Annotated in this window: 17 protein-coding genes; 10 read left to right on the top strand and 7 right to left on the bottom strand. The window is 48.6% G+C overall.

Annotated features, from left to right (window positions below):
- Positions 1-17: 17 nt before the first annotated feature.
- A complete protein-coding gene (locus GCU44_RS07825) occupies positions 18-3,359 on the bottom strand; it encodes a VCBS repeat-containing protein (RefSeq protein ID WP_241684877.1) in 3,342 nt (1,113 codons plus the stop codon).
- Positions 3,360-3,574: 215 nt separating this feature from the next.
- Here GCU44_RS07825 and GCU44_RS07820 point away from each other — a divergent pair, with 215 nt between their 5' ends.
- Positions 3,575-5,089, top strand: coding sequence for a hypothetical protein (locus GCU44_RS07820; protein WP_154855744.1), 1,515 nt, complete (start codon positions 3,575-3,577; stop codon positions 5,087-5,089).
- Positions 5,090-5,140: 51 nt separating this feature from the next.
- On the opposite strand, the gene GCU44_RS07815 is transcribed toward GCU44_RS07820, so the two are convergent.
- The 3 genes from GCU44_RS07815 to GCU44_RS07805 form a co-directional block, all read right to left on the bottom strand.
- A complete protein-coding gene (locus GCU44_RS07815; RefSeq protein ID WP_241684876.1) occupies positions 5,141-6,754 on the bottom strand; it encodes a SusD/RagB family nutrient-binding outer membrane lipoprotein in 1,614 nt (537 codons plus the stop codon).
- Between the two features lie 11 nt (positions 6,755-6,765).
- Complete coding sequence (locus GCU44_RS07810; RefSeq protein ID WP_154855742.1) at positions 6,766-9,990, bottom strand: SusC/RagA family TonB-linked outer membrane protein; 3,225 nt, start codon at positions 9,988-9,990, stop codon at positions 6,766-6,768.
- 497 nt (positions 9,991-10,487) lie between these two features.
- Positions 10,488-11,105: a DUF6992 family protein gene (locus GCU44_RS07805; protein ID WP_154855739.1), complete on the bottom strand. Its 618-nt coding sequence runs from the start codon at positions 11,103-11,105 to the stop codon at positions 10,488-10,490.
- Positions 11,106-11,222: 117 nt separating this feature from the next.
- Here GCU44_RS07805 and GCU44_RS07800 point away from each other — a divergent pair, with 117 nt between their 5' ends.
- From GCU44_RS07800 to GCU44_RS07780, 5 genes are all read left to right on the top strand, one after another.
- Complete coding sequence (locus tag GCU44_RS07800) at positions 11,223-11,906, top strand: YggS family pyridoxal phosphate-dependent enzyme (RefSeq protein WP_154855737.1); 684 nt, start codon at positions 11,223-11,225, stop codon at positions 11,904-11,906.
- Positions 11,907-11,917: 11 nt separating this feature from the next.
- Positions 11,918-12,301: a DUF423 domain-containing protein gene (locus GCU44_RS07795; RefSeq protein ID WP_154855735.1), complete on the top strand. Its 384-nt coding sequence runs from the start codon at positions 11,918-11,920 to the stop codon at positions 12,299-12,301.
- Positions 12,302-12,307: 6 nt separating this feature from the next.
- Entirely contained in the window at positions 12,308-13,597 is a 1,290-nt protein-coding gene (locus GCU44_RS07790) for a D-alanyl-D-alanine carboxypeptidase (RefSeq protein ID WP_154855733.1), read from the top strand.
- Between the two features lie 8 nt (positions 13,598-13,605).
- Positions 13,606-14,652 (top strand): S66 peptidase family protein, encoded by a 1,047-nt coding sequence (locus GCU44_RS07785; protein ID WP_154855730.1) that lies wholly within the window; start codon positions 13,606-13,608, stop codon positions 14,650-14,652.
- Positions 14,653-14,758: 106 nt separating this feature from the next.
- A complete protein-coding gene (locus GCU44_RS07780; protein ID WP_161993912.1) occupies positions 14,759-15,448 on the top strand; it encodes an SGNH/GDSL hydrolase family protein in 690 nt (229 codons plus the stop codon).
- A gap of 34 nt (positions 15,449-15,482) precedes the next feature.
- On the opposite strand, the gene GCU44_RS07775 is transcribed toward GCU44_RS07780, so the two are convergent.
- Positions 15,483-15,884 carry a DUF1573 domain-containing protein gene (locus tag GCU44_RS07775; protein ID WP_092174001.1) on the bottom strand — a complete coding sequence of 134 codons (402 nt, stop codon included), beginning with the start codon at positions 15,882-15,884 and terminating at the stop codon, positions 15,483-15,485.
- A 48-nt stretch (positions 15,885-15,932) separates the two neighbouring features.
- Positions 15,933-17,387, bottom strand: coding sequence for an ATP-dependent DNA helicase (locus GCU44_RS07770; RefSeq protein ID WP_092174866.1), 1,455 nt, complete (start codon positions 17,385-17,387; stop codon positions 15,933-15,935).
- Between GCU44_RS07770 and GCU44_RS07765 the strand changes: the two genes are divergently transcribed.
- From GCU44_RS07765 to coaD, 4 genes are read left to right on the top strand one after another with little or no spacing between them, the layout of a single operon-like run.
- The gene (locus GCU44_RS07765) at positions 17,377-17,880 is read left to right on the top strand and encodes an NUDIX domain-containing protein (protein WP_092173998.1); all 504 of its coding nucleotides are present in this window, start codon (positions 17,377-17,379) and stop codon (positions 17,878-17,880) included. The two genes, GCU44_RS07770 and GCU44_RS07765, sit on opposite strands and share 11 nt — an antisense overlap.
- 58 nt (positions 17,881-17,938) lie before the next feature.
- Positions 17,939-18,520 (top strand): hypothetical protein, encoded by a 582-nt coding sequence (locus GCU44_RS07760; RefSeq protein WP_092173995.1) that lies wholly within the window; start codon positions 17,939-17,941, stop codon positions 18,518-18,520.
- Between the two features lie 2 nt (positions 18,521-18,522).
- On the top strand, positions 18,523-19,362 hold the full coding sequence (locus tag GCU44_RS07755; protein ID WP_161993911.1) for a DUF3822 family protein: 840 nt from the start codon (positions 18,523-18,525) through the stop codon (positions 19,360-19,362).
- A 5-nt stretch (positions 19,363-19,367) separates the two neighbouring features.
- Positions 19,368-19,823 (top strand): pantetheine-phosphate adenylyltransferase, encoded by a 456-nt coding sequence (gene coaD / locus GCU44_RS07750; protein ID WP_154855725.1) that lies wholly within the window; start codon positions 19,368-19,370, stop codon positions 19,821-19,823.
- On the opposite strand, the gene GCU44_RS07745 is transcribed toward coaD, so the two are convergent.
- Complete coding sequence (locus GCU44_RS07745; RefSeq protein ID WP_154855723.1) at positions 19,811-20,500, bottom strand: NUDIX hydrolase; 690 nt, start codon at positions 20,498-20,500, stop codon at positions 19,811-19,813. The genes coaD and GCU44_RS07745 overlap by 13 nt on opposite strands.
- Positions 20,501-20,516 lie beyond the last annotated feature (16 nt).

The raw sequence follows: 20,516 nt of genomic DNA, 5'->3' as shown, positions 1-20,516 counted from the left end.
TTGTCTGTATGTGTTAGTTATTTATTTTGGTTCGATAGACTTTTTACCGGCTTGTTGTCCAATGATCGATTGAGGAGGTAGCCCTCTACCCCCTGATTGTTAATTCCCACCAGCAATACCTTCAGGTAACTGAGGTTGACTAGCTGCATGGACTTTACGTCTCCGGTAAACCTGAGGCCCGAATCCGGTGTTGCCTGGAAGGCAAAACCACCCGTACCATCGCCCTCGTAGAGTTGGCCGAAATTGGCATCCATCACACCCAGCCGCAACCGGGCTGTGTTTTGATTGCCTCCCAAAATGAAATCCAGCTTGCCGTCTTCGTTGTAATCAAGTACCTGAATGGCATAAACAGGCGCGTATTGCGCCTGCAGCGGAAGTGGGTGCACCGCAAATGAGTCGTTTTTGTTTTCCAGGTAAACGGACCTCATCTCGTTGATTTCCAGCGTACCCGCAGTGCGTAGTTGCTCTTCGGTAAAGATGTCCTCCAGTTTGGCGTCCGCAAACGAGGCATAGTCGGTAAACTTACTGCGCATGCCGTACAGCTGGTCCAACAGCTCGTCCCTACTCATAAACGGATAGGCCTCCCCTTTCACATGGGAAATCAAAATAGGGTCTACCGATCCATTGCCATCAAAATCGGAATAAACCAGCCGCAAGGGCTCCGCTTCGCTCGCTTTCAACTGGCTGTTGAGACCAAAGTTCCCTACCACCAAATCCAAATCACCATCACCATCAAAATCCCCCGCCTCTACGGTCGACCACATGCCGGTAAGTGGCTGATCAAAAAAATCGGCGGTTTTGTTTGCAAATCCGGTTCCCTGCTGATTGATGTAAACCTGTATGGGCATCCAATCCCCGACCAGCACCAGGTCGTCCCAACCATCCCCATCGACATCCAGAACAGAAGCGTCCGTTACCATTCCAAAATTTTTAAATTCCGGAACCAGGGTTGCCGTCTGGTCCTCAAAATTCCCCTGACCGTCGTTAACGAGAAGGAAGGAGTCGGCTGCCTTGGGATATTGACCGGGAACCACCCTCCCACCAACGAAAAGGTCTAAGTCACCGTCTTTGTCAACGTCAATTGCTTTTACTACCGATCCACTGGGCGAGAATTTCGGGAGTGCAGTCTCAGCCTTTTTGAAATTCCCCCCTCCCTGATTCATGTACAACCTGTCTTGTAATTCGGGGGAGTCCCGCTCAAAATCGTGGTATCCACCGCTCACCAGATACAGGTCCAGCCAGCCGTCTCCGTTGGCATCAAAAAACAGGGCATCCGCATCTGCATTCCCGGTATCCTCCGATACGTCGAGCCCCTGGGATTCCAGAAATTTACCTGTAGAAACCTGGAAATACAGTTTGCCCGGATTCCCTTCTGATCCGCCTACAAAAACATCCGTAAACCCGTTGTTATTTACATCACCTAGTGCCAGCACAGGACCGGTAGGTGAAATCATGTGGCTCAGCAAGGGCTGTCGTTTAAAATCATTATACCCTGGCTCCTCGTGCTCGTAGGGAATGGGGGATACAATGGCGCTAAACACCGGATCCTCCGCCTGGGGAGCTGTTTCCGGTACGTTTGACGCATTTTTTTCTTCCAAAACAAGGCGTTGGTTTGCGGCGATATTCCGAAGCGACTGCACGGCACCTCCGGGCCAAACAATCCGAAGCGAATCAATGGTCTCCGCTGAACCCAGCCCAAAATGAAGGCGGTGGCTGACGGAGGATTGAAACCCACGCGTGAGCTGTTGCTCCAGAAACTGGCGCCCCCGATCCGTATAAAGGGTTACTTTTGCCCCGATACCCGAAGTATTGAGTCGCTCGCCTCGCAGCTCTACCTGCAGAAAGTTTACCCCTTCCGCGGAATCTCCCAATTTGTTTCTAAAAACTCCAGCCGTCTCGTTGAGGTGATTAACCACCAAATCCAGCTTGCCGTCATTGTCCAGGTCGGCATAGGCGGCCCCGTTTGAAAACACCGGTTTTTCAAATCCCCATTCGGTTGAGACATTCAGAAATTCCGAACCATTCTGGTTTTTATAGATGTAATCGTGAACCGGAGTAGAACTCATGCTGGTAACGAGGTGAAGCGTATCCGCTTCTTCTTTTGCACGAGCTTTACTAAAGTAATAATCGCCTTTGTATTTGAGAAAATCCCTGTTGGTATAGTCTCTGAAATAGCCGTTACTAACAAAAAGATCCTTCCAGCCGTCGTTGTCAAAATCGGCGAAAAACGCCGCCCAACTCCAGTCGGTATTGGAAATTCCGGCAAGCTGCCCGATTTCACTGAAAAGTCCCGCGCCCTGGTTCAGGTGCAACATGTTCCGCATGTTTTGGTGATAAAAGCCTTCCATGACCATCAAAGCATATTGCTCGTAATTCTCTGGCCCATACAGCAGCTTTTGCCGTTTGTTGTCCTCCGGTAGCATGTCCAGCGTAAACAGGTCGGGTAATCCGTCGTTATTCACATCGCTGATATCCGAACCCATGGAGAAATAAGAGATGTGCTGCAAAAAGTCGGTAAGTCTTTCCGAAAAAGTACCGTCCCCGTTGTTGATATACAAATAGTCCGGTTCGATGTAATCGTTGGAAATATAGAGATCCGGGTACCCATTTCCGGTAATGTCAGAAACAGCTACTCCCAGGCCAAACCCCATGGAATTGCCCATAATCCCTGCTTGCTCGCTGACATCGGTAAAGATTCCGCCATCGTTTCGGAACAGTTTATCCCCGGAATTGGGGTTCCGATCCTTTCGCTTGGCAGCGAAATCAATTTCATTGATCACCTGGGTATTGTGATTCAGCAGGTACATGTCCAGGTCTCCATCCAGATCGAAATCAAAAAACAAGGCCTGAATACTATTTGCCGGGTCTGCAAGCCCATATTTCTCGGCCTGTTCCAAAAAGGTGCCGTCTCCCTGGTTAATGAAGAGCTGATTTTTTCGGGATTCGGTGGACCCTTTTCCTGAATAGCAAACGTAAATATCCAGGTACCCGTCGCCATTGATATCTACCATACTCGTACCGGTGGTCCAGGCATCCCGGCCGGCAACTCCCGCAGATTTGGTAATGTCTTTAAATTTGAATTCCCCCTCGTTGAGGTAAAGGCGATTGGAGGTCATATTACCCGTAAAAAACAGGTCTTCCAAACCGTCGTTGTTGATATCACCGACAGCCACCCCTCCTCCATTGTAAAAATATTCATAGGTAAGAATATTGGAGGTTGGGTCTTCATTGAGCCTGTTTTCAAACTTTACCCCGGTTTTTCGTGCCGGCAATTTCTCGAAACCCTGTGCGAGAAGCCCGAATCCGGGAAACAAGGTAAGAAGCAGCATCCATACTATATGGTGAAAATAGTTTTCCATTTTTTGTCCATCCATCCCTTCGGCTACGCTATGGTTTTTAATCCATGGTTATGGCAGTTAAATTACATTTTTTCGGTCGATATCCCAACGAAATACAAACATTCCCTGTCATTGAAACGGGGATACCTACTCCCATTTGATTTGCCTTTCGGATTACTAAATTTTTCCCAATAATAAGTATATTGGACGAAATTGAAAGCACAACTGAGAATTTGATGCAAAGAATCCGTCTATTTTACAGGAAGCGCCGCTGGCTTACCTGGGGCCTGGCGCTACTCTTGCTTGCCTGCCAGAAAAAAGAAAAAAGCGAACTGGTTTGGGATGCTAACTTTCCCGTGATCGGATCCCAATCTTCACCGCGGGCGGTGGATTTGAACAAAGACGGTACCCTGGATTTGGTCATGGGGGCAGGTAAAAACGAGTTTGAAGACAGTGCTTACGGTGTATTGGCGATTGATGGAGTAAGTGGGGAGCTTATCTGGAACCATCCTGCCATGGATCAGGTGTATGGGTCCGCATCGTTTCAAGACATAAATGGGGACGGTTTCCCGGACGTATTCATCGGAGGCCGTGGCCCCTACTTCAAAGGAATCGATGGCCAATCGGGAGAGCTGTTGTGGGAATACGACACGCTCGGATACACCAATCATCCCGTTTTGCGGCATGCACGTTTCAATTTCAACAATAGCGTCTGGATACCCGATCAAAACAATGACGGACTAAAGGAGCTGCTGGTCAGTAATGGTGGAAATGCCAAAGCCGCCCCTTACGAAACGACGGATCGTTTTCCGGGTGTTTTGATGGTACTGGATCCGGTAAATGGAGAGGTATTGGCAGCTGATACGATGCCTGACGGAAACGAGACCTACCTTTCTCCGATTTTGCTCCCGGCCGAGGGCAAGATGGGAGACCGGGTGGTTTTTGGGAGCGGAGGAGAAACCATCTCGGGAAGCCTCTTCCTGGCTGAACTAACAGACCTAATGAATAACGACCTGTCCTCCGCCATACGGCTGGTTACGGAAAACGGCCATGGATTTATCGCTTCTCCGGTAGCTGCCGACCTGGATCAGGACGGTACTCTTGACCTGGTCGCCATTTCCCATGGCAGTTCGGTGTTTGCCATTTCCGGACAAACGCTGGAAATACTTTGGCAACAGACCATTCCAGGTACAGAATGTAGCAATAGTTTTGCGGTAGGAAACTTTACAGACGACGACATACCCGATTTTTTTACCTTTGTTAGTAAAGGCGTTTGGCCGGAAAATACCGGATCCGTCCAGATTTTGCTGGATGGGAAAAGTGGAGAGATCGCTCACCAACAGGAATTGGGCTGTACGGGCTTTTCTTCTCCCATTGCCTATGACCTAAACAAAGATGGCTTCGACGAGGTAATCTTTAGTATCAACAGTTACGACTGCCAGCGGGCTATTGACGACGAATCCGCATTTTTGATCGAAAACAAGTTGCTGCTGATGGACTTTTCTTCCGGAGAAATACACAACCTGGACCAATCGAAAGGATTTAAAAACATTTTTTCTACCCCCTGGCTGGGAGACTTGGATGGGGATGGTTTTCTGGACCTGGTACATTGCCAGTATTTTAGCCATTCGGATATCTTATCCTTTTTGGGAATGCGTGTCAAGCGCATAGATCTACCCATTAAAATGCGGAACGAACCACTTTGGGGAAGCATCATGGGCTCGCAAGGGAACGGTATCTACCAAAAATAAGAGACTGCCAGGGCAGCCTCTTATTACTTTTTCCAAAAACCAAACTAGCAATCAATCCGCAGTATCCCACCATACGCGGGTAGTGAAGATATCCGGTAGGGTAGCCCCTGCCTGGAAATTTTCATTGGTGGCTACTTCCGCAGCAGGATACCGTAATTTTCTCATGATTTGTCCCTGCGTAACATTTCCGGGGTAATTGGTGGGAGTCAATACGGGGTAACCCGTTCTTCTCCAGTCAGACCATGCTTCCCACCAGTTGAAAAACTTGCTCACCCACATTTGTTCCCCGATCATTTCCAGGGCAGGCTTCTCTACGCCGTACGGATGTCTGTCCAGGTAAGCGGTTACTTCCGCATCGGATACCTCCAGCGACGCATCAAAGAAGGTATACATCTGCATGGCTTCTTTTACTCCCTGGCTGTAATGCTCCTCGGCTGTACCGGGTATGCCGGATCCAATGCCTCGCTCCAGGGCTTCCGCCTGCAAAAACGCCGACTCTGCGTAATTCATCAACATGTACGGGCTATCCCGCTGAAGCAAAAGGTAATTGATTCGGGAGTAGGTAGATACCTGGTCAATTGGACCACCTTCCAGTTCCTCCAAACCGGCTGCATCAAATCCGTTGGGCATTCCTTTCTGTTCTAAAGGATTGGTGTTAAATGGCGTCCAACCTACTGCGGACCAATCGGCTATACCACCACTCAAAATCATCAATCGAGGATCTACCTCATCGGCCGCTGTAGCACCAGCTTTCAGCCAATTGATCAGGGTCTCACTCATGTACGAAGGCTGTCCTCCGTCTCCAGGGAAAAAGGCCCTGGAAATACCATTCTGATTGATCCACAGACTGGGGCCTTCCGACATGGGAACAAAAGCGTTGTCGTCATTGCTTTGCATCACCCCACCCGCAATGGCTTTGGTCACGTACTCGTTTGCCAACTGAGGTGCCACTTCGGACACCCGCATCGCCAACCGCAGCATCAGCGAATACCCAAAACGCTTCCATTTGGTGATATCGCCGTCATAAATGATATCTGCCCGGGCAAATCCATCGTCGGGATTTGACGCACTTATCGCAGCCGTGGCCTCTTCCAACTCCTGCAACAAATGTGGATAAATCTCCGATTGGGGATCGTATTCAGGAAAGAATACCCCGTCCATGCCCTGAAGCGCATCGAAATAAGGGATATTTCCATAAAAATCCGTTAATCGATGAAAATTCAATACGCGCATGATTCTCGCTGCATTCCGCGTATTGATCTTGTTTCCTTCATCGTATCCTCCCGGACCTGTCTGCCGGATTACCTCGGAAATATTCTTTAGCGCATCTCCATAGAAGAACTCAAAAGGAGCATTGTTTGACTCGAAATTCTCCGTGTATTTATCCCCGGGCGCAATGCCTCCGCCCGCATTTGCCAGGTGCTGAATCAGGTATGCGGACATGCCAATATTAGTCCGCCAATCGATGTATCGATTATCTCCGGAAGACCCTCCGGAAGCCGAACCGAGCTGGGCGGCCGTAAACATAAAGTTTAGGTCAATTTCATCCACTGCCTGTGGATTGATGTTCAAATCGTGCAAGTCCTCCGTATCACAGGAAAAGAAGGAAAGACTCCCCGCAAGTACCGCCATTAGAAACTTATTCCGTATGTTCATAGTATTCATTTCTTTAGTCATTAAAACGTTGCCCTTACATTGAATCCAAACGTCCGGGTCTGTGGCATACCAAAGTAATCCAGGCCTTGCCCATTTCCGGAAGAATAACCGGATTCAGGATCGATGTTTTCCACATTTTTCCATAAAATGGACAGGTTTCTACCCACAAAAGACAGGTTCAAATTGGTAAATGGAGTTTTGTCCAGGATACTTCTAGGAAAATTGTAACCCAGGGTAACCTGTCGCAACTTGGCGAAAGACCCGTCATATATGAAAAAGTCCTGGACCCTGTTTCCCATCTGATTCCAGTAGTTATTGGCCTCTCCGGGAGAAAGGGTCTTCGAAAAGGATTCGTAAATCGGACTTCCATCGGTAGCCGTTCCGGATTGGATTACGCCGGATACGGTAAGCGGCTCCTCTCCTGCCCTACCCTGCAAGGTCTGTTGGTGTAATCCCCACTGCGTAAGACGTACGTTGGTACCAGAGTATAAATCGCCTCCAATTCGGAAATCAACCAGTGCTGAGAGATTAAACCCTTTAAAGGTAATGCTGTTATTGATACCTCCGGTCCAGTCGGGTATTCCGTTTCCAATGACTTCCATCTGATCTGACTGTACGGGTGCGCCATTTTCTTCAAATACGGGCTGTCCGTCAGGCGATCGCTTCTGCACCCAACCTGCCAATACACCAAACGGAAAGCCGGTTCGGTGCTGCACGAATACGGTTCGGGTACGTGGCTCTTCCACATTCAAAATATCGCTGCCTTCAATCAGGGAGATAACTTCATTTCTGTTTCGCGCGATGTTAAACGATACATCCCAATTGAAATCAGAGGTGCGTATTGGTGTACCGGTAAGCAAGATCTCAATGCCTCTGTTTTCCATCTCACCCAGATTCACCAGGGTAGACCCGAAACCAGAAGATTGGGAAATCTGGGCATTTAGCTGGTCATCCGTACTTCGCTGCCGGTAATAGGTGAAATCTAATCCCAGTCTGTTTTGGAAAAACCGAATGTCAAATCCGGCTTCAATCTCTGTAGACAACAGCGGTTTCAGAAACCGGTTGGGGATGGTTCCACTTCTACCGCCCGCGGTCGCAAAGGAGGCCATGGCCACCTGATTCCCTCCGTGATCAACCGCGGGAGCGGGTCTCAGTGAATAAACGTTTTGAATTTGATAGGGGCCCACAGTAGAGTTGCCCACACGGGCCCAGGAGCCCCTTACTTTACCGAAACTCAACCAGCTGGGAAGCTCATTCATGGCATCAGAGAACACGAAACTACCTCCCACAGAGGGATAGGTAATGTCATTAAATTGAGGGTCCAGAACCGAAAACCAGTCCGTCCGACCGGTAGCTGTCAGGAATAGAAAATTCTTGTAGCTCACCTCAGCCGATCCAAAGACGGAATTGATACCCCATCCCGAATACCCGTAGCCAAAGTTCCGGATCACGGAATTATTAATGGCGTGGAAAAAGGGAACATTGAATCCCTGACCATTCGCCGAAATGTTTTCATCTTCCCTGCGCATGCGGTTGGCACCAACAAAGGCGTTGACGCCGAAGTCGCCAAATTCCCGGTTGTAACCAAGCATGGCTTCCAGGTTGATCTCGTTTACTCGTCGCTCGCTTTCATTCATGCTCCCGTTTCGCTGGTACCCCGTGCCCTGTGGTGTCAAAGTAGTTCCCCTTCGGGTAAACCAGTCCATACCGGCTCGCCCGGAGAGATACAAATGATCCGTAATGTCGTATCTCAGCGACCCGGAGGTGATGATTCGGTCTCGCGTATCGTTGATGGACAATTGATGCGTGGAAAAATACGGATTTTGCCCCCAGGGGTTATTGGTCATCAGGTATTCTTCCTGCTCGGCAAAACCCCAGGTGCTGAGCAATGCCGGATCCGTTCCTATCGGAATGGTTCCCAGTCGATTGGGATCGCCTTTACCCCATTCCACGTTTACATTGGGAGGAAGGGCAAAAATGGATTGGAATGCGTTGCCCGGCGAGTCGGACAGCCGTGGTCGGTTTTGGGTACGCTCGTTGGAATAAAGTACCTTCGCATCAAAGGTCAGTTTCTTTCCAAATTTTCCGCTGGTAGCAATGGACATATTTAATCGGTCAAACCCTGCATTTGGAACCACGGATGAACTTCTCATGTCCGTAACATTGAACCGGAAGGTTTGGGTATCGCTACCGCCAGCCAGGGAAATACTGTTCGTGAAAGCCGTACCGGTCTCGTAAAACCGGTTCCAGTTATCCCCCGCATAGACATAGGGCCGCTCTACCCCGTCAAAGTGCATGGCGGTACCCGAACCCAGTCTTTCTCCCCAGGCTTGTGTACCCCAGTCGTAGCCTTGACGAACCGTAGTGGGTCGTACTGCGCTTCCCGTAATCAAATCTCCCTGGTACCGCCCGGAACCAAATTCGGTTTGCAGGTCGGTTTGGTTGTTGATGCGCTCAAATACCACGTTGGAGTTGATCTCTACGCCGATCCCTCTCCTGGAGGTACCCCTTTTCGTGGTGATCAGGATCACGCCGTTGGCGGCACGGGAACCGTAAAGAGCGGCAGCACTTGCCCCCTTCAATACGGACATGGTCTCGATGTCATCCGGGTTCACACTGGTCATCCCGTCACCCTGGTCGGCACCTCCCCATACACCCGCCTGTCCAAAATTGGTGTTGTCCATCGGGATACCATCGATCACATACAATGGCTGGTTGCCACCCTGCAAGGAAGTATTACCCCGAATAATCACCCGGGAAGAACCTGCAGGTCCGGAAGCCACATTGCTGACATTCACACCGGCAACACGCCCGGCCAATTGATTGGCGATGTTGTTTTCCCGTGCCTGGGTGAATTCCTCTCCCCCCACTTCTGTGATGGAGTACTGAAGCGCACGAACATCTCGTTCGATACCCAGCGCCGTTACGACTACTTCGGACAATTCCGCTGCGTCCTCAGCCAGTGCAATGTTGATTGTACTGCGGTTTCCAACGGTTTCCTCTACCGTCTCAAACCCCAAAAACGAAAAGACGAGAACCGTCTGTTCACCCGGCACATTTAAATTAAAATTGCCATCCACATCCGTTGCTGTTCCGGTGGATGTTCCTTTGATCAGTACCGAAACTCCAGGCAAGGGCATGCCATCTGACTGGTCAGTCACCTTCCCCGAAACGGTTTGTGCCTGAACACTGCTTCCCATTGCAGTTAGCATTGCCAGACATAAAATAAGTAATAGGTTTTTCATAAAAGGATTGTTTTGGATTTACATTCGTTTTATTCGTTTCAAACTTCAGTCGCCGGCCTGTCAATTTTACGCCAGTGGAAATGTACCTATATAAAGCGTTCGTTCTTTCTATAACTACATAACTCCTTCGAATCCACTACCAATCGAATTTTACGAGGTAAATAGACGGATAGGTGAACAGAAAGTGTGAAAACACCGGGAAATGTAGAATTTTCTAAAGAGAAAAACAACGTAATTGAAGCGTTTTTTTTACCAGCTTCCCATCGATTTTTTTATATGAACGGTAAATCACTAAAGCAGAAAGGGATTTTCGGGATTCATCTGAGCCGAATCAGGCATCATCCGTGCGAACTGGAACCAACCGCTTCTTAGCGAATGATCCCACACGGGTTCGCTAAAAAGCCATGGCTGAAATCGAAAAAAAAATACGATCAGCCTTTTCCTAAAACTCTGAAAAAATGGCCAAAAAAAAGGCGGTTTATCTCGCCTTGCCGATCTTAAAAAGGTATCTTCACACCCAACCCGGTTGCTCCTACATCCATATTTTCCACCCAGGGCCGGAATTTTTTTCCGTTGTTATTTTGTAGGGAGTACAGGATTCCGTCAAACACCAACAAAAAGGCTCCCTGCAAAACCAGGGAATTTCCGAAACCTGACAAACGGGGATCCTGCAGGCGCTTCCCTCTTTCCTTGAGGTAAAATCCGCCGGTCATGTATCCCAGATCCAATGCGGCGTTCACCAACAAAATCTTTTCTGATCGCTGTTGTGCCCTCATGCTTTGCCATAGCCCGGATTCGGTTCGTTTTCTGGTTGCAGAAAGGTAGCCCAAACCGGCAATGGCCAGGTTTACGGAATTCCAATACAGATTCATCTGATGAAAGCTTTTTTCCTTCCCTTCACTTCGGGCAGCGCCGATGCCTCCCCAAAGCATGTTTCCTACCGCCCAACTCCCCAGCACGAGCATACCCCGGCTCTCCAGTTTCTTTCGGTTTTCGTTTATTTCGTATACCGGAACCCGTTCCTGGCCTTTGCAGACCAAGGCGGATACCATGCCTCCCAGAAGAAGGACGATTTTCCACTTTATGTATCCCAAGTTGTTCGTAAGTATAGCCATCTGTCCGAAGTCAATCAGTACTAATTTTCTGTATCCGTGCAGCCGGATCGGTAAAATGTGTGTTTTTACCAATATACCCATATCTTTGTTGCGAAACAAAAACTGTTTGCTTCGCCAATGGAAAATGCCAACATCGCCACTAATTTAACTACCATCACCCGGTCCTTTGCTAACCCCGACTGCTTATTGGTCGCGGTCAGCAAAACCAAGCCAATTTCTGCCATACAGGAGGCCTACGCCGCCGGAATTCGCGATTTTGGTGAGAACAAAGTACAAGAGATGACCGAAAAGGAGGCCCTATTGCCAAAAGATATCCGCTGGCACATGATTGGCCACCTGCAGCGGAATAAAGTAAAATACATCGCCTCCTTTGTCCACCTGATACACAGCGTCGATTCCCTTCGCCTGCTCAAACAAATCAATAAAGAAGGGCAGAAAGTAAACCGGGCGATCCCCTGTCTGCTCCAGGTGCACATCGCTAGCGAAGAGAGTAAATTTGGCTGGGACGAGGCCGAATTGACGACATTTCTATTTGGTACCGAAATCGGGGAATTGCAGCACATTCAAATCCTTGGATTGATGGGCATGGCTACCAACACGCCGGATACGGAAAAAGTACGTGCCGAATTTCGGGGGCTGAAAGCACTCTTTGAACAAATCAAACGGGCGGAGCTACCGACACAGGTTCAGATGAAGGAGCTATCCATGGGCATGAGCGGCGATTACCGAATCGCCCAGGAGGAAGGCAGTACCATGGTACGCATCGGAAGTGCCGTATTTGGAGCCCGTACCTATACCTAAATTACTCCACCATGACGACAAAATCAATGCTGCAAGTTGGCGCCATTTCCGGAGCCCTGGCAGTTATTTTCGGAGCCTTCGGCGCACATGCCCTGGAACCCCTGCTGACTGAAACGGGCCGGCTGGACACCTACCAAACGGCAGTCAGCTATCATTTTTACCATAGCCTTGCGCTCTTGCTCGTGGGAATCTTGTATCAGAACAATCCCCAGATGGCGCGACTTAAGTTGAGTGCCTGGTCCTTTTTGGTAGGTATCCTTGTTTTTTCTGGCAGCCTCTACCTGCTCTGCTTAAGCCAACTTACCTGGCTGGGCGCCATCACGCCACTGGGAGGAGTGGGGTTTATCGCTGGTTGGGCATTCCTATTCCTCAGTTTTTCAAAAGGGAATCAATAGCTGATCATGCAGAAAACCGCACTTCTTGGATTTCTTTTCGGCTGTTTTTTTTGGTTTAGCAGTTCTGCTCAGGACGCAAAATCCGCCTATTTAGGATTGGACGAGCTACTTGGGGAGGGTTCGTTTTTTGATAATCACCTCACCGGCTTTATGCTCTATGACCTGGATAGCCAACTGGTCCGGTACGACAAAAACAGCCACCTGTACTTCATTCCTGCCTCCACCACCAAATTGTTTACCTTTTTCGGTTCACTCATGGTGCTGGGCGACAGCACCACCTTCCTACGTTTTATTCTGAAAGACGATAAACCCATCGTTTGGGGTACCGGAGATCCCTCCTGGAAATACCCGCCGCTTCCTTCTCCAAAACTTAAGGCCTTTCTGGCAAGCTACGACACCCTGTATTTCTCGGACAGTAACTGGAAGGACGAGCCATTCGGATACGGCTGGCAATGGGATGATTACAACCAATCCTACTCAGCGGAGCGCTCGCCCTTCCCTTTGTTTGGCAATTTGGCCAAAGGCAGCAACGTGAATAACCGGCCCGTCATCAGTCCGCCGGGATTTAGCATTGCTACTTCGCAAAAGCCGCTAAGAAATTTACAACGGGATTGGCACAGCAACCTTTTTTACTACAATCCACGAACCTATAATGGCCGGGATGTTCGGGTCCCGTTTATCACCTCGCCAGAAACCTTCGCTGATCTGGCTACCAACGACTGGGGCGTGCAGGTACTTCTATCCGATGAAAAACTTCCCCCGGACCATTTCGTTTTAAAAGGCATTCCCACGCAGGCGTTGTACAAAGAGATGCTGCTGGAAAGTGACAACTTCATTGCCGAACAGCTGCTGCTTCAGATTTCAGACGAGGTGTTTCGGGAGTTATCCAGTGAAAAAGCCATCGAGTATATCAAAGAAACCTACCTGTACGACTTGCCCGACGATCCGCAGTGGGTGGACGGTTCGGGATTGTCCCGGCACAATCTCTTTACCCCCCGGACCATGGTCTCCCTGGTGGAAAAAATCTATCGGTTGTTTCCCGACGAAGAACTGTTTCGCTTATTGCCTACGGGGGGCAGAACCGGCACACTGAAATACAACTACAGTGCATCGGTACCCTATGTCATGGCCAAAACCGGAACGATCAGCAACAACCAAAGCCTCGTGGGCTTTCTTAAAACCCGCGGCGGAAAAGTCTACGCATTTGCCTTTATGAACAACAATTACCCGCACAAATCGTCGGCTGTTCGCAATGAAATAGAAAAAGTTTTGCTTTATATACGGGATAATTTCTAAATTCTGCCATGAAAAAAAGAACCTTTATCAAGACCCTGAGTCTGGGATTGGGAATGGGGACCGTAGCGGGATTTCCCGCAAGCGCCGCCCGCCTTGCGACCCCAAAGAAACTACTTCCCAAACGGCTGCAGCCCGGTGATCGGGTGGGTTTGATCAGTCCTTCCGCAGCTACTGCGGATCGGATGGAATTCACCTATGCCAGGGAGGCCATGGAAGCGCTTGGGCTTTCTGTAAAAGAGGGAAAATACCTGTCCAGTCGACGGGGGCATCTGGCGGGCAGCGATGCGGAAAGGGCCGAAGATCTCAATGAAATGTTTGGTGATAAACGCATCAAAGCCGTGGTCTGTATTCGGGGGGGGTCTGGAGCCGCCCGAATCTTGCCCCTGATCGACTACGAACTGATCCGGAAAAACCCCAAACCCATCCTTGGCTACAGCGATATCACGGCACTGCACAATGCAATTCACGCACAGACGGGTCTGGTCACATTTCATGGCCCGAATGGATCCGGCAGTTGGAATCCATTCAACGCAAATCAATTTCGGTCGGTTTTTTTCGGAAAAGAAAAGCGCCTCACCTATAGAAACGAGGTCGAAGAGACGGAGGATCTGGTGGTGAAAAAAAATCGCATCCGAACCATTTACCCGGGAAAAGCGAGCGGAGATCTGGTAGGCGGAAACCTGACGGTCCTTACAGCCCTTGCCGGCTCGCCCTACTTGCCCGATTTTAAAAATAAACTACTGTTTTTGGAAGATATCGGGGAGGAACCCTACCGAATCGACCGAATGATGAGTACACTGATGCTAATGGGTGTATTGAAGGAAATAAAAGGATTTGTTTTTGGGCAATGCACCGATTGTGACCCTAGCGGTGGCTATGGCAATCTCACGATAGACCAGATACTCGACGATTACTTGCTGCCCCTCAGAATCCCCGCCTACCGGGGAGCCATGATCGGCCATGTACCCAAACAATTTCTCTTGCCGTTTGGGGCAAAGGTGACGCTGGATGCGGATGCCGGCACGTTGGAAACAGATGAAGCGATTTTCCAATAAAAATAGCCGATTTGGGATAGTTCCGGCCTTTTTCCTGCGACGTTTTCTCGTAGTTGCCGGCGGGTGCGGTTTGTTTGCCTCCTGCCTGAATCAAGATCCAATGCCAATGAATACACATCAACCTGGTCCTTCCAATGCTCCCAGTAATCAAAAAATCCGCTACCTGGCTCTGGGAGACAGTTATACGATCGGTGAGGGAGAAAAACGGGCACATACCTACCCGGAACAAGTTGTCCAGATATTAACCGGAGAAGGATGGCTTTTTGCACCACCCAGAATACTGGCCAAAACAGGCTGGACCACAGGGGAATTGCTTCTGGCTACGAACGAACAACGCCTGATAGAGGAGCGTTTTGATGCAATCAGTTTGCTGATTGGTGTAAACAATCAATACCGGGGCCAACCTTTTCATCAATTTGAGGAAGAGTTCAACGGCTTGATCGACCTGTGTCTGGTAATGGTCAACGGTGCCGGTCAGCGGCTGGTCCTCCTGTCGATTCCTGACTGGGGCGTCACCCCTTTTGGGAAAAACGGGCCCCAGAGCGTCGACCAAATCGCTTTGGAGATCGATTCCTACAATGCGTTCATACAGGAAACTGCTTCCAGGCGGGGACTTCCATTTGTAGAAATTACGACTAATTATCGGAGCATCGGCGGCCTTCCAGAAAACCTGGTGGCGGACGGCTTGCACCCCAGTCGCTACATTTACTCGGACTGGGCCAGGGCGCTGAGCCGCATCATGAAAACCGGACTACAGCAGCATCTGCCAAAAACGACAAAACCTGACGAAAACTAATCGCCAGGTTTCGTTCCAATGCAAAACGCTGCGTCTACCTGGTTCCCTTAGGCAGCACGTTTGAGATCATCGACACTTTTTCTATGGGCGCACTCGCATTGGAATAAATCCGTACCACGCTGTTTTGCTTTCCCATTTTTCCGGCCGAATTGAAGGAAACCTTGATTTCCCCCTTTTTCCCCGGGGCAATTGGTTCTTTTGGCCAGCTTGGAACGGTGCAGCCACAGGTCGCGGCTACATTGGATATGATCAACGGGGCATTACCCGTGTTTTCAAACGTGAATACGTTTTCTACCTTATCTCCCTGCGTGATGTCTCCAAAATCTTTGGAAGATTCTTCGAAGGTAATCACCGGACCATCTGCTGTTTTTTCCTGCGCCCATGCAAGGCCTGCACTAAATACGATCGTCAATACAAGTGTTGCCAGTCTTTTCATAGCTGTTTATGTTTGTTTACTTAGTTAATTCAATTTCACTGCGTGTAGTTAACGGAAAAATTGGACGTGAAAGTTCACCAGATACAATTCTTTCCGCGCCCGGGTAATAGCCGTGTATAGCCACCTTAGGTAATTCTTATCAACCTGCTCTTCTTTCAAAAAGCCCTGGTCGACAAAGACCGCGTCCCATTGTCCCCCTTGCGATTTGTGACAGGTCAGCGTATAGGCAAACTTCACCTGTAGCGCATTTAGGTAGGGATCCTTTTTTATTGCTTCCCTTACCTGGGACTTGCTGGGTAAATCCATGTAATCCTCCGTTACCAACTGGTACAGCTTCTTCCAAGCTTCGTACCCCAGGGCCGGTACTTCCGTATGCAGGGTGTCCAACATCACCTTTGCCTCAAAGGGCACCTCGTCCGGATAATCGATCAGCCGCAATTCGAGTGTAGCAAACCTCAGGCCATACATTTCTTCAAAAGAACGAATTTTCAGGATTTCCACAAAATCACCGTTTGCCAGAAAACTCACCTTATCCGAAGCTTCCATATAGGTATAATTATTTTTCACGATCATCAGCCGGTCCCCTGCACTTAATTCGTCTTCGAAATAGAAAATGGAGTTTCGAATGTAACGGTTGTATTGAACGGCCGCCTTGTTGGATCGAGTGATGATCATGGTATGATCCAGTCCAAACTTGTCGTAGGCATACCGTAGCCCGTCTTCCAGCCGCTCTCCAGTCATCCGGAATATATCCTTAAAACCCCGGGTGTGAAAAGAAATCGTTGGAACCTTGGCTGCCACTTGTTCGCGCAAGGCCGTGGCATTTTGTAAGATGCCGGAATGCAACTCCTGTCGGGTCACCTCTGCCAAACCGGCTTCCTGCACGTGCAGGTTATGCCGCCGTATAAGGTACTCTTTGTCCAGCGCGGGACTGTCTTCGCTCCCCACCGGGGGAAGCTGTGCCAGGTCTCCAATCAGCATTAGTCGGTTTTCTGAATTTTGAAAAACGAAGTGGATCAAATCGGCAAGCAGCGAATTGCCGGTGGACCGGTCGTCCGAAAGCATGGAAGCCTCATCCACGATAAAAACAGACCGTTGGAAATAGTTTTTCTGAATATCAAACCCATACAAGCCATCTCCGGATTTTTCCTTGGGCCGGTAAATGATCTTATGGATGGTATACCCTGTTTTTTCGGCATAGGCACTCATCACTTTGGCTGCTCTGCCGGTGGGAGCCAACATCACGGGCCTGAGCCCCAGGCCTGGTAATGCCCGAACCAGCGCTGCCAGTACCGAGGTTTTTCCCGTTCCTGCAAAACCTTTGAGAACAAAAGTCGTCCCAGCTGAGTCCTTGGAAAGAAACCCATTCATCGCTTCAAAAAAAATCTGCTGATCAGCCGTAGGCTCATGCGGGAAAAATTTTCGTATGGCTTCGGAGGGCTTTGGTACCACTTGGCTATCTTTACGGATGGAAGACGAAACTAAAGGATAAATGCCTAACATAAAAAAAGATATCGCGGATAATTTTGGGAATCGGCTTCGAACCCGGGTAAACGGGCTATTGATCCAAGAAGACAAACTTCTGATGATCAAACACCGGATGGGTGAAAACAGCCACTTTTGGAATGTGCCCGGCGGAGGCATGAATTACGGACAAAATGCCCGGGACAATCTTCGGCGGGAATTTCTGGAAGAAACCGGGCTGCACATCGAAGTAGGACCTTATTTGTTCGTTCACGAATTGCTGGCACCACCCCTTCATGCGGTCGAGCTTTTTTTCGAAGTTCAGCAGGTAGGCGGGCAACTGCTCCTGGGAAAAGATCCGGAGCTTGGGGACGAACAGCAGTTGATCGAGGAAATCCGTTTTTTGAACCTGGATGAAATCAAAACGATACCCGCTTCCGAGAAACATGCGGTATTTCGAGGAATTAATTCCCTCAATGATGTAAGAATATGGAAAGGATATTTTAATTTTGAAAATAATTCCATAAAATAGCATTCTAAAACAAACCATCAATCCTTTATAAATTTAATTACGCTTTAAAAATATTGACATGACATTGAGCAAGATTTTATCGATTGTATTTCTACTTGGGGCCCTTGGCCTCGGATACAGACTGTACCTGGGTGTGGACGAAGTAGTAGAAGAAGAGAAAATGCTCCAGCGGACAGAGGCCCGGATCATTGAAAAACTTGAAATGTTACGAGATGCTCAAATTGCCTATATCGGTACTAACGGAGAGTATGCATCCAGTTGGGATGAGCTGAAAGAGTTTATTGAAGATGGACAAATATACATTGTCCAGCGAACGGAGACAACCGAACTATTGGAGTACGGAAAGGAAGAAACCACCGTCACCATCGATACACTTGGCTCGGTAGGCGTACAGGATTCCCTTTTTAACGAAACCAAGTATCCGGATTTTAACCTGGATTTACTGAACGTCGTTCCAGGCTCTGGCGGAAAGACCTTTGAGTTTTTTGCGGATAAAATTGAGCGGAGCAACCGCGAACTCGCCGTCTTTGAAATTCGAGACCCGGCACCAATCAATCCGGAACGAAGAAGAAATAACAACGAGAAAGCGTTGAGGGTAGGTTCCAGAACGGATTCCTCTACCTCGGGTAACTGGGAATAATCTTGGGTACGGAAGCGCATCATATCCAACGAAAGTTTAGAAGCGATAAATTTGATAGCGACGACATATCAAGTTTATCGCTTTTCTTATACGAAAGCCTTCTGGTCGTTATTTCCCACAACAAAGCAGATGAGGCTATATCTGCTGTAAACCTGTACACCTTGCAGGAGGAGGCTGATCTCGAGGAACTAATTGGCACAGACGATTTGATCAATGCGCCAAACACCAGCGGTAAGTTATACAACCACCACCAGGGGTTTACCTTAGTTCCGGGATTGGTGTTTAACCCAGCCCACAGTCAGACGTACCTGAGTTTCGCAACGGAAGTGGATCCTCTACAACAGGAAATTACCTATACCGGAGTAGGAAACAATACCATCCAGGTGCTGGGAACCGTAGCGCGTACGCTGCTTGATTCGCTGGACAGCAAGCTTCCTGAATTGGAAATAGCCCATGGGGCAGCGCATGTGTTGGATTTTTTTCTAAGCCATGCCAAAGACCTGCTGCATCAGGAAATCTTTATCCATACTGCCCCGAACAGCATGTATATCGCTGGGTTTAAAGGAGGGGAATTGATGGTATTTAACCGCTTCCTTATCCAGGACGAAACGGCCTTGTTGCGCTATATATTCACCGTTTTGCAGGAATTGGCTTTTGACCAGGCACATTGCCGGATAAGTTTTTACGGAAACCTGGACTGGGTGCACTCTTCCCTGGAAAACCTCCAGAAATTTTTCAAAAATATCCATACCCCCGCGCCTACACAAAAAATCACCTATCAAAAAGGGGCGGAAGCCTTTAAAAACACCTTGCTTCTAGAAGCTTACTGGCGACAACACTAAATCTAATGAAAAAAACAGCCCTCTTTCCAGGCTCTTTTGACCCCTATACCAAGGGGCACCATGACATCGTCATGCGAGGATTAAACCTATTTGATGAAATCATCATTGCTATTGGACACAACACGACAAAAAAAAGCCGTTACTTTGATATCGATCTGATGGTGAAAAAGATTGAAGGCGTCTACCTGGATATCCCGGCGGTCCGGGTGGTGGTATACAACGAACTTACCTCCTCGCTTGCGAAAGCCCAATGTGCCCAATACCTATTACGGGGACTTCGAAATACCACGGATTTTGAATACGAAAATACCATCAGCCAGATGAACCGATACCTAAACGAGGAATTGGAAACAGTCTTTTTGATCACTTCACCTGAATATGCATCCATAAGCTCTACCATCATCCGGGAAGTACATCGGTACGGTGGAAATGTGGATAAATTTCTTCCCTACAAAGTTTGATAGATACCCGGGTGCAGGCGTAAAAACTGCTTGTACAAATACCGCATGGAGGGATAAGAATTCACCAGCGCAACCTTGGCTTCCTGGTGGTTCATCCACTTGATATCCACGATCCCCTCTTCTACTTGAGGCTTCATCCTGGAATCATCCAAACAGGCCATGCTGTACCAGTAGGTCTTTTTTAGTATACTCTTCCGATTTTGAGTGTAGGTATGCCAGGTTTTACATATGGGCCCGCTCAGTTTAACGCGAATGTTGCATTCCTCTGCTACTTCCCGGAGGGCACAGGCCTCCGGGGATTCCTTCTTTTCGAATTTTCCTTTCGGTAGATCCCATTTCCCCAAGCGGTGAATAAAAAGCACTTTGTCTTCTGAGGTCACCACACCACCAGCAGCCTTGATGATCAAAAAACGGCTTTTAATAAACTTCTTCAATGCTTTTTTTTCGTTGGTTACCAAGGTGACGCTATCCAGGTGCTTTAATTTCCGGGTGCGCATGAGAAACAATAGCTGTACAATGATGTCTGTGGAAGGATCCTTTATTAACACATCGTCGTGAAAGTCCGCGGTAGCTGGCAATTCCGAGGGATTAACGTACACGCATTCGAACGTCTTCTTCGGTAAAAATTCCGAAGCGGCGACCAAATCCAAGGGTTTATCATTAATAAAAATCTTCATAATCCAGGCTAGTTTT

It is taken from the genome of Cyclobacterium xiamenense, assembly GCF_009467825.1.
GTDB lineage: Bacteria > Bacteroidota > Bacteroidia > Cytophagales > Cyclobacteriaceae > Cyclobacterium > Cyclobacterium xiamenense.
Note: the sequence above shows the minus strand (reverse complement) of the source record. Positions and strands in the feature narration are given on the sequence as shown.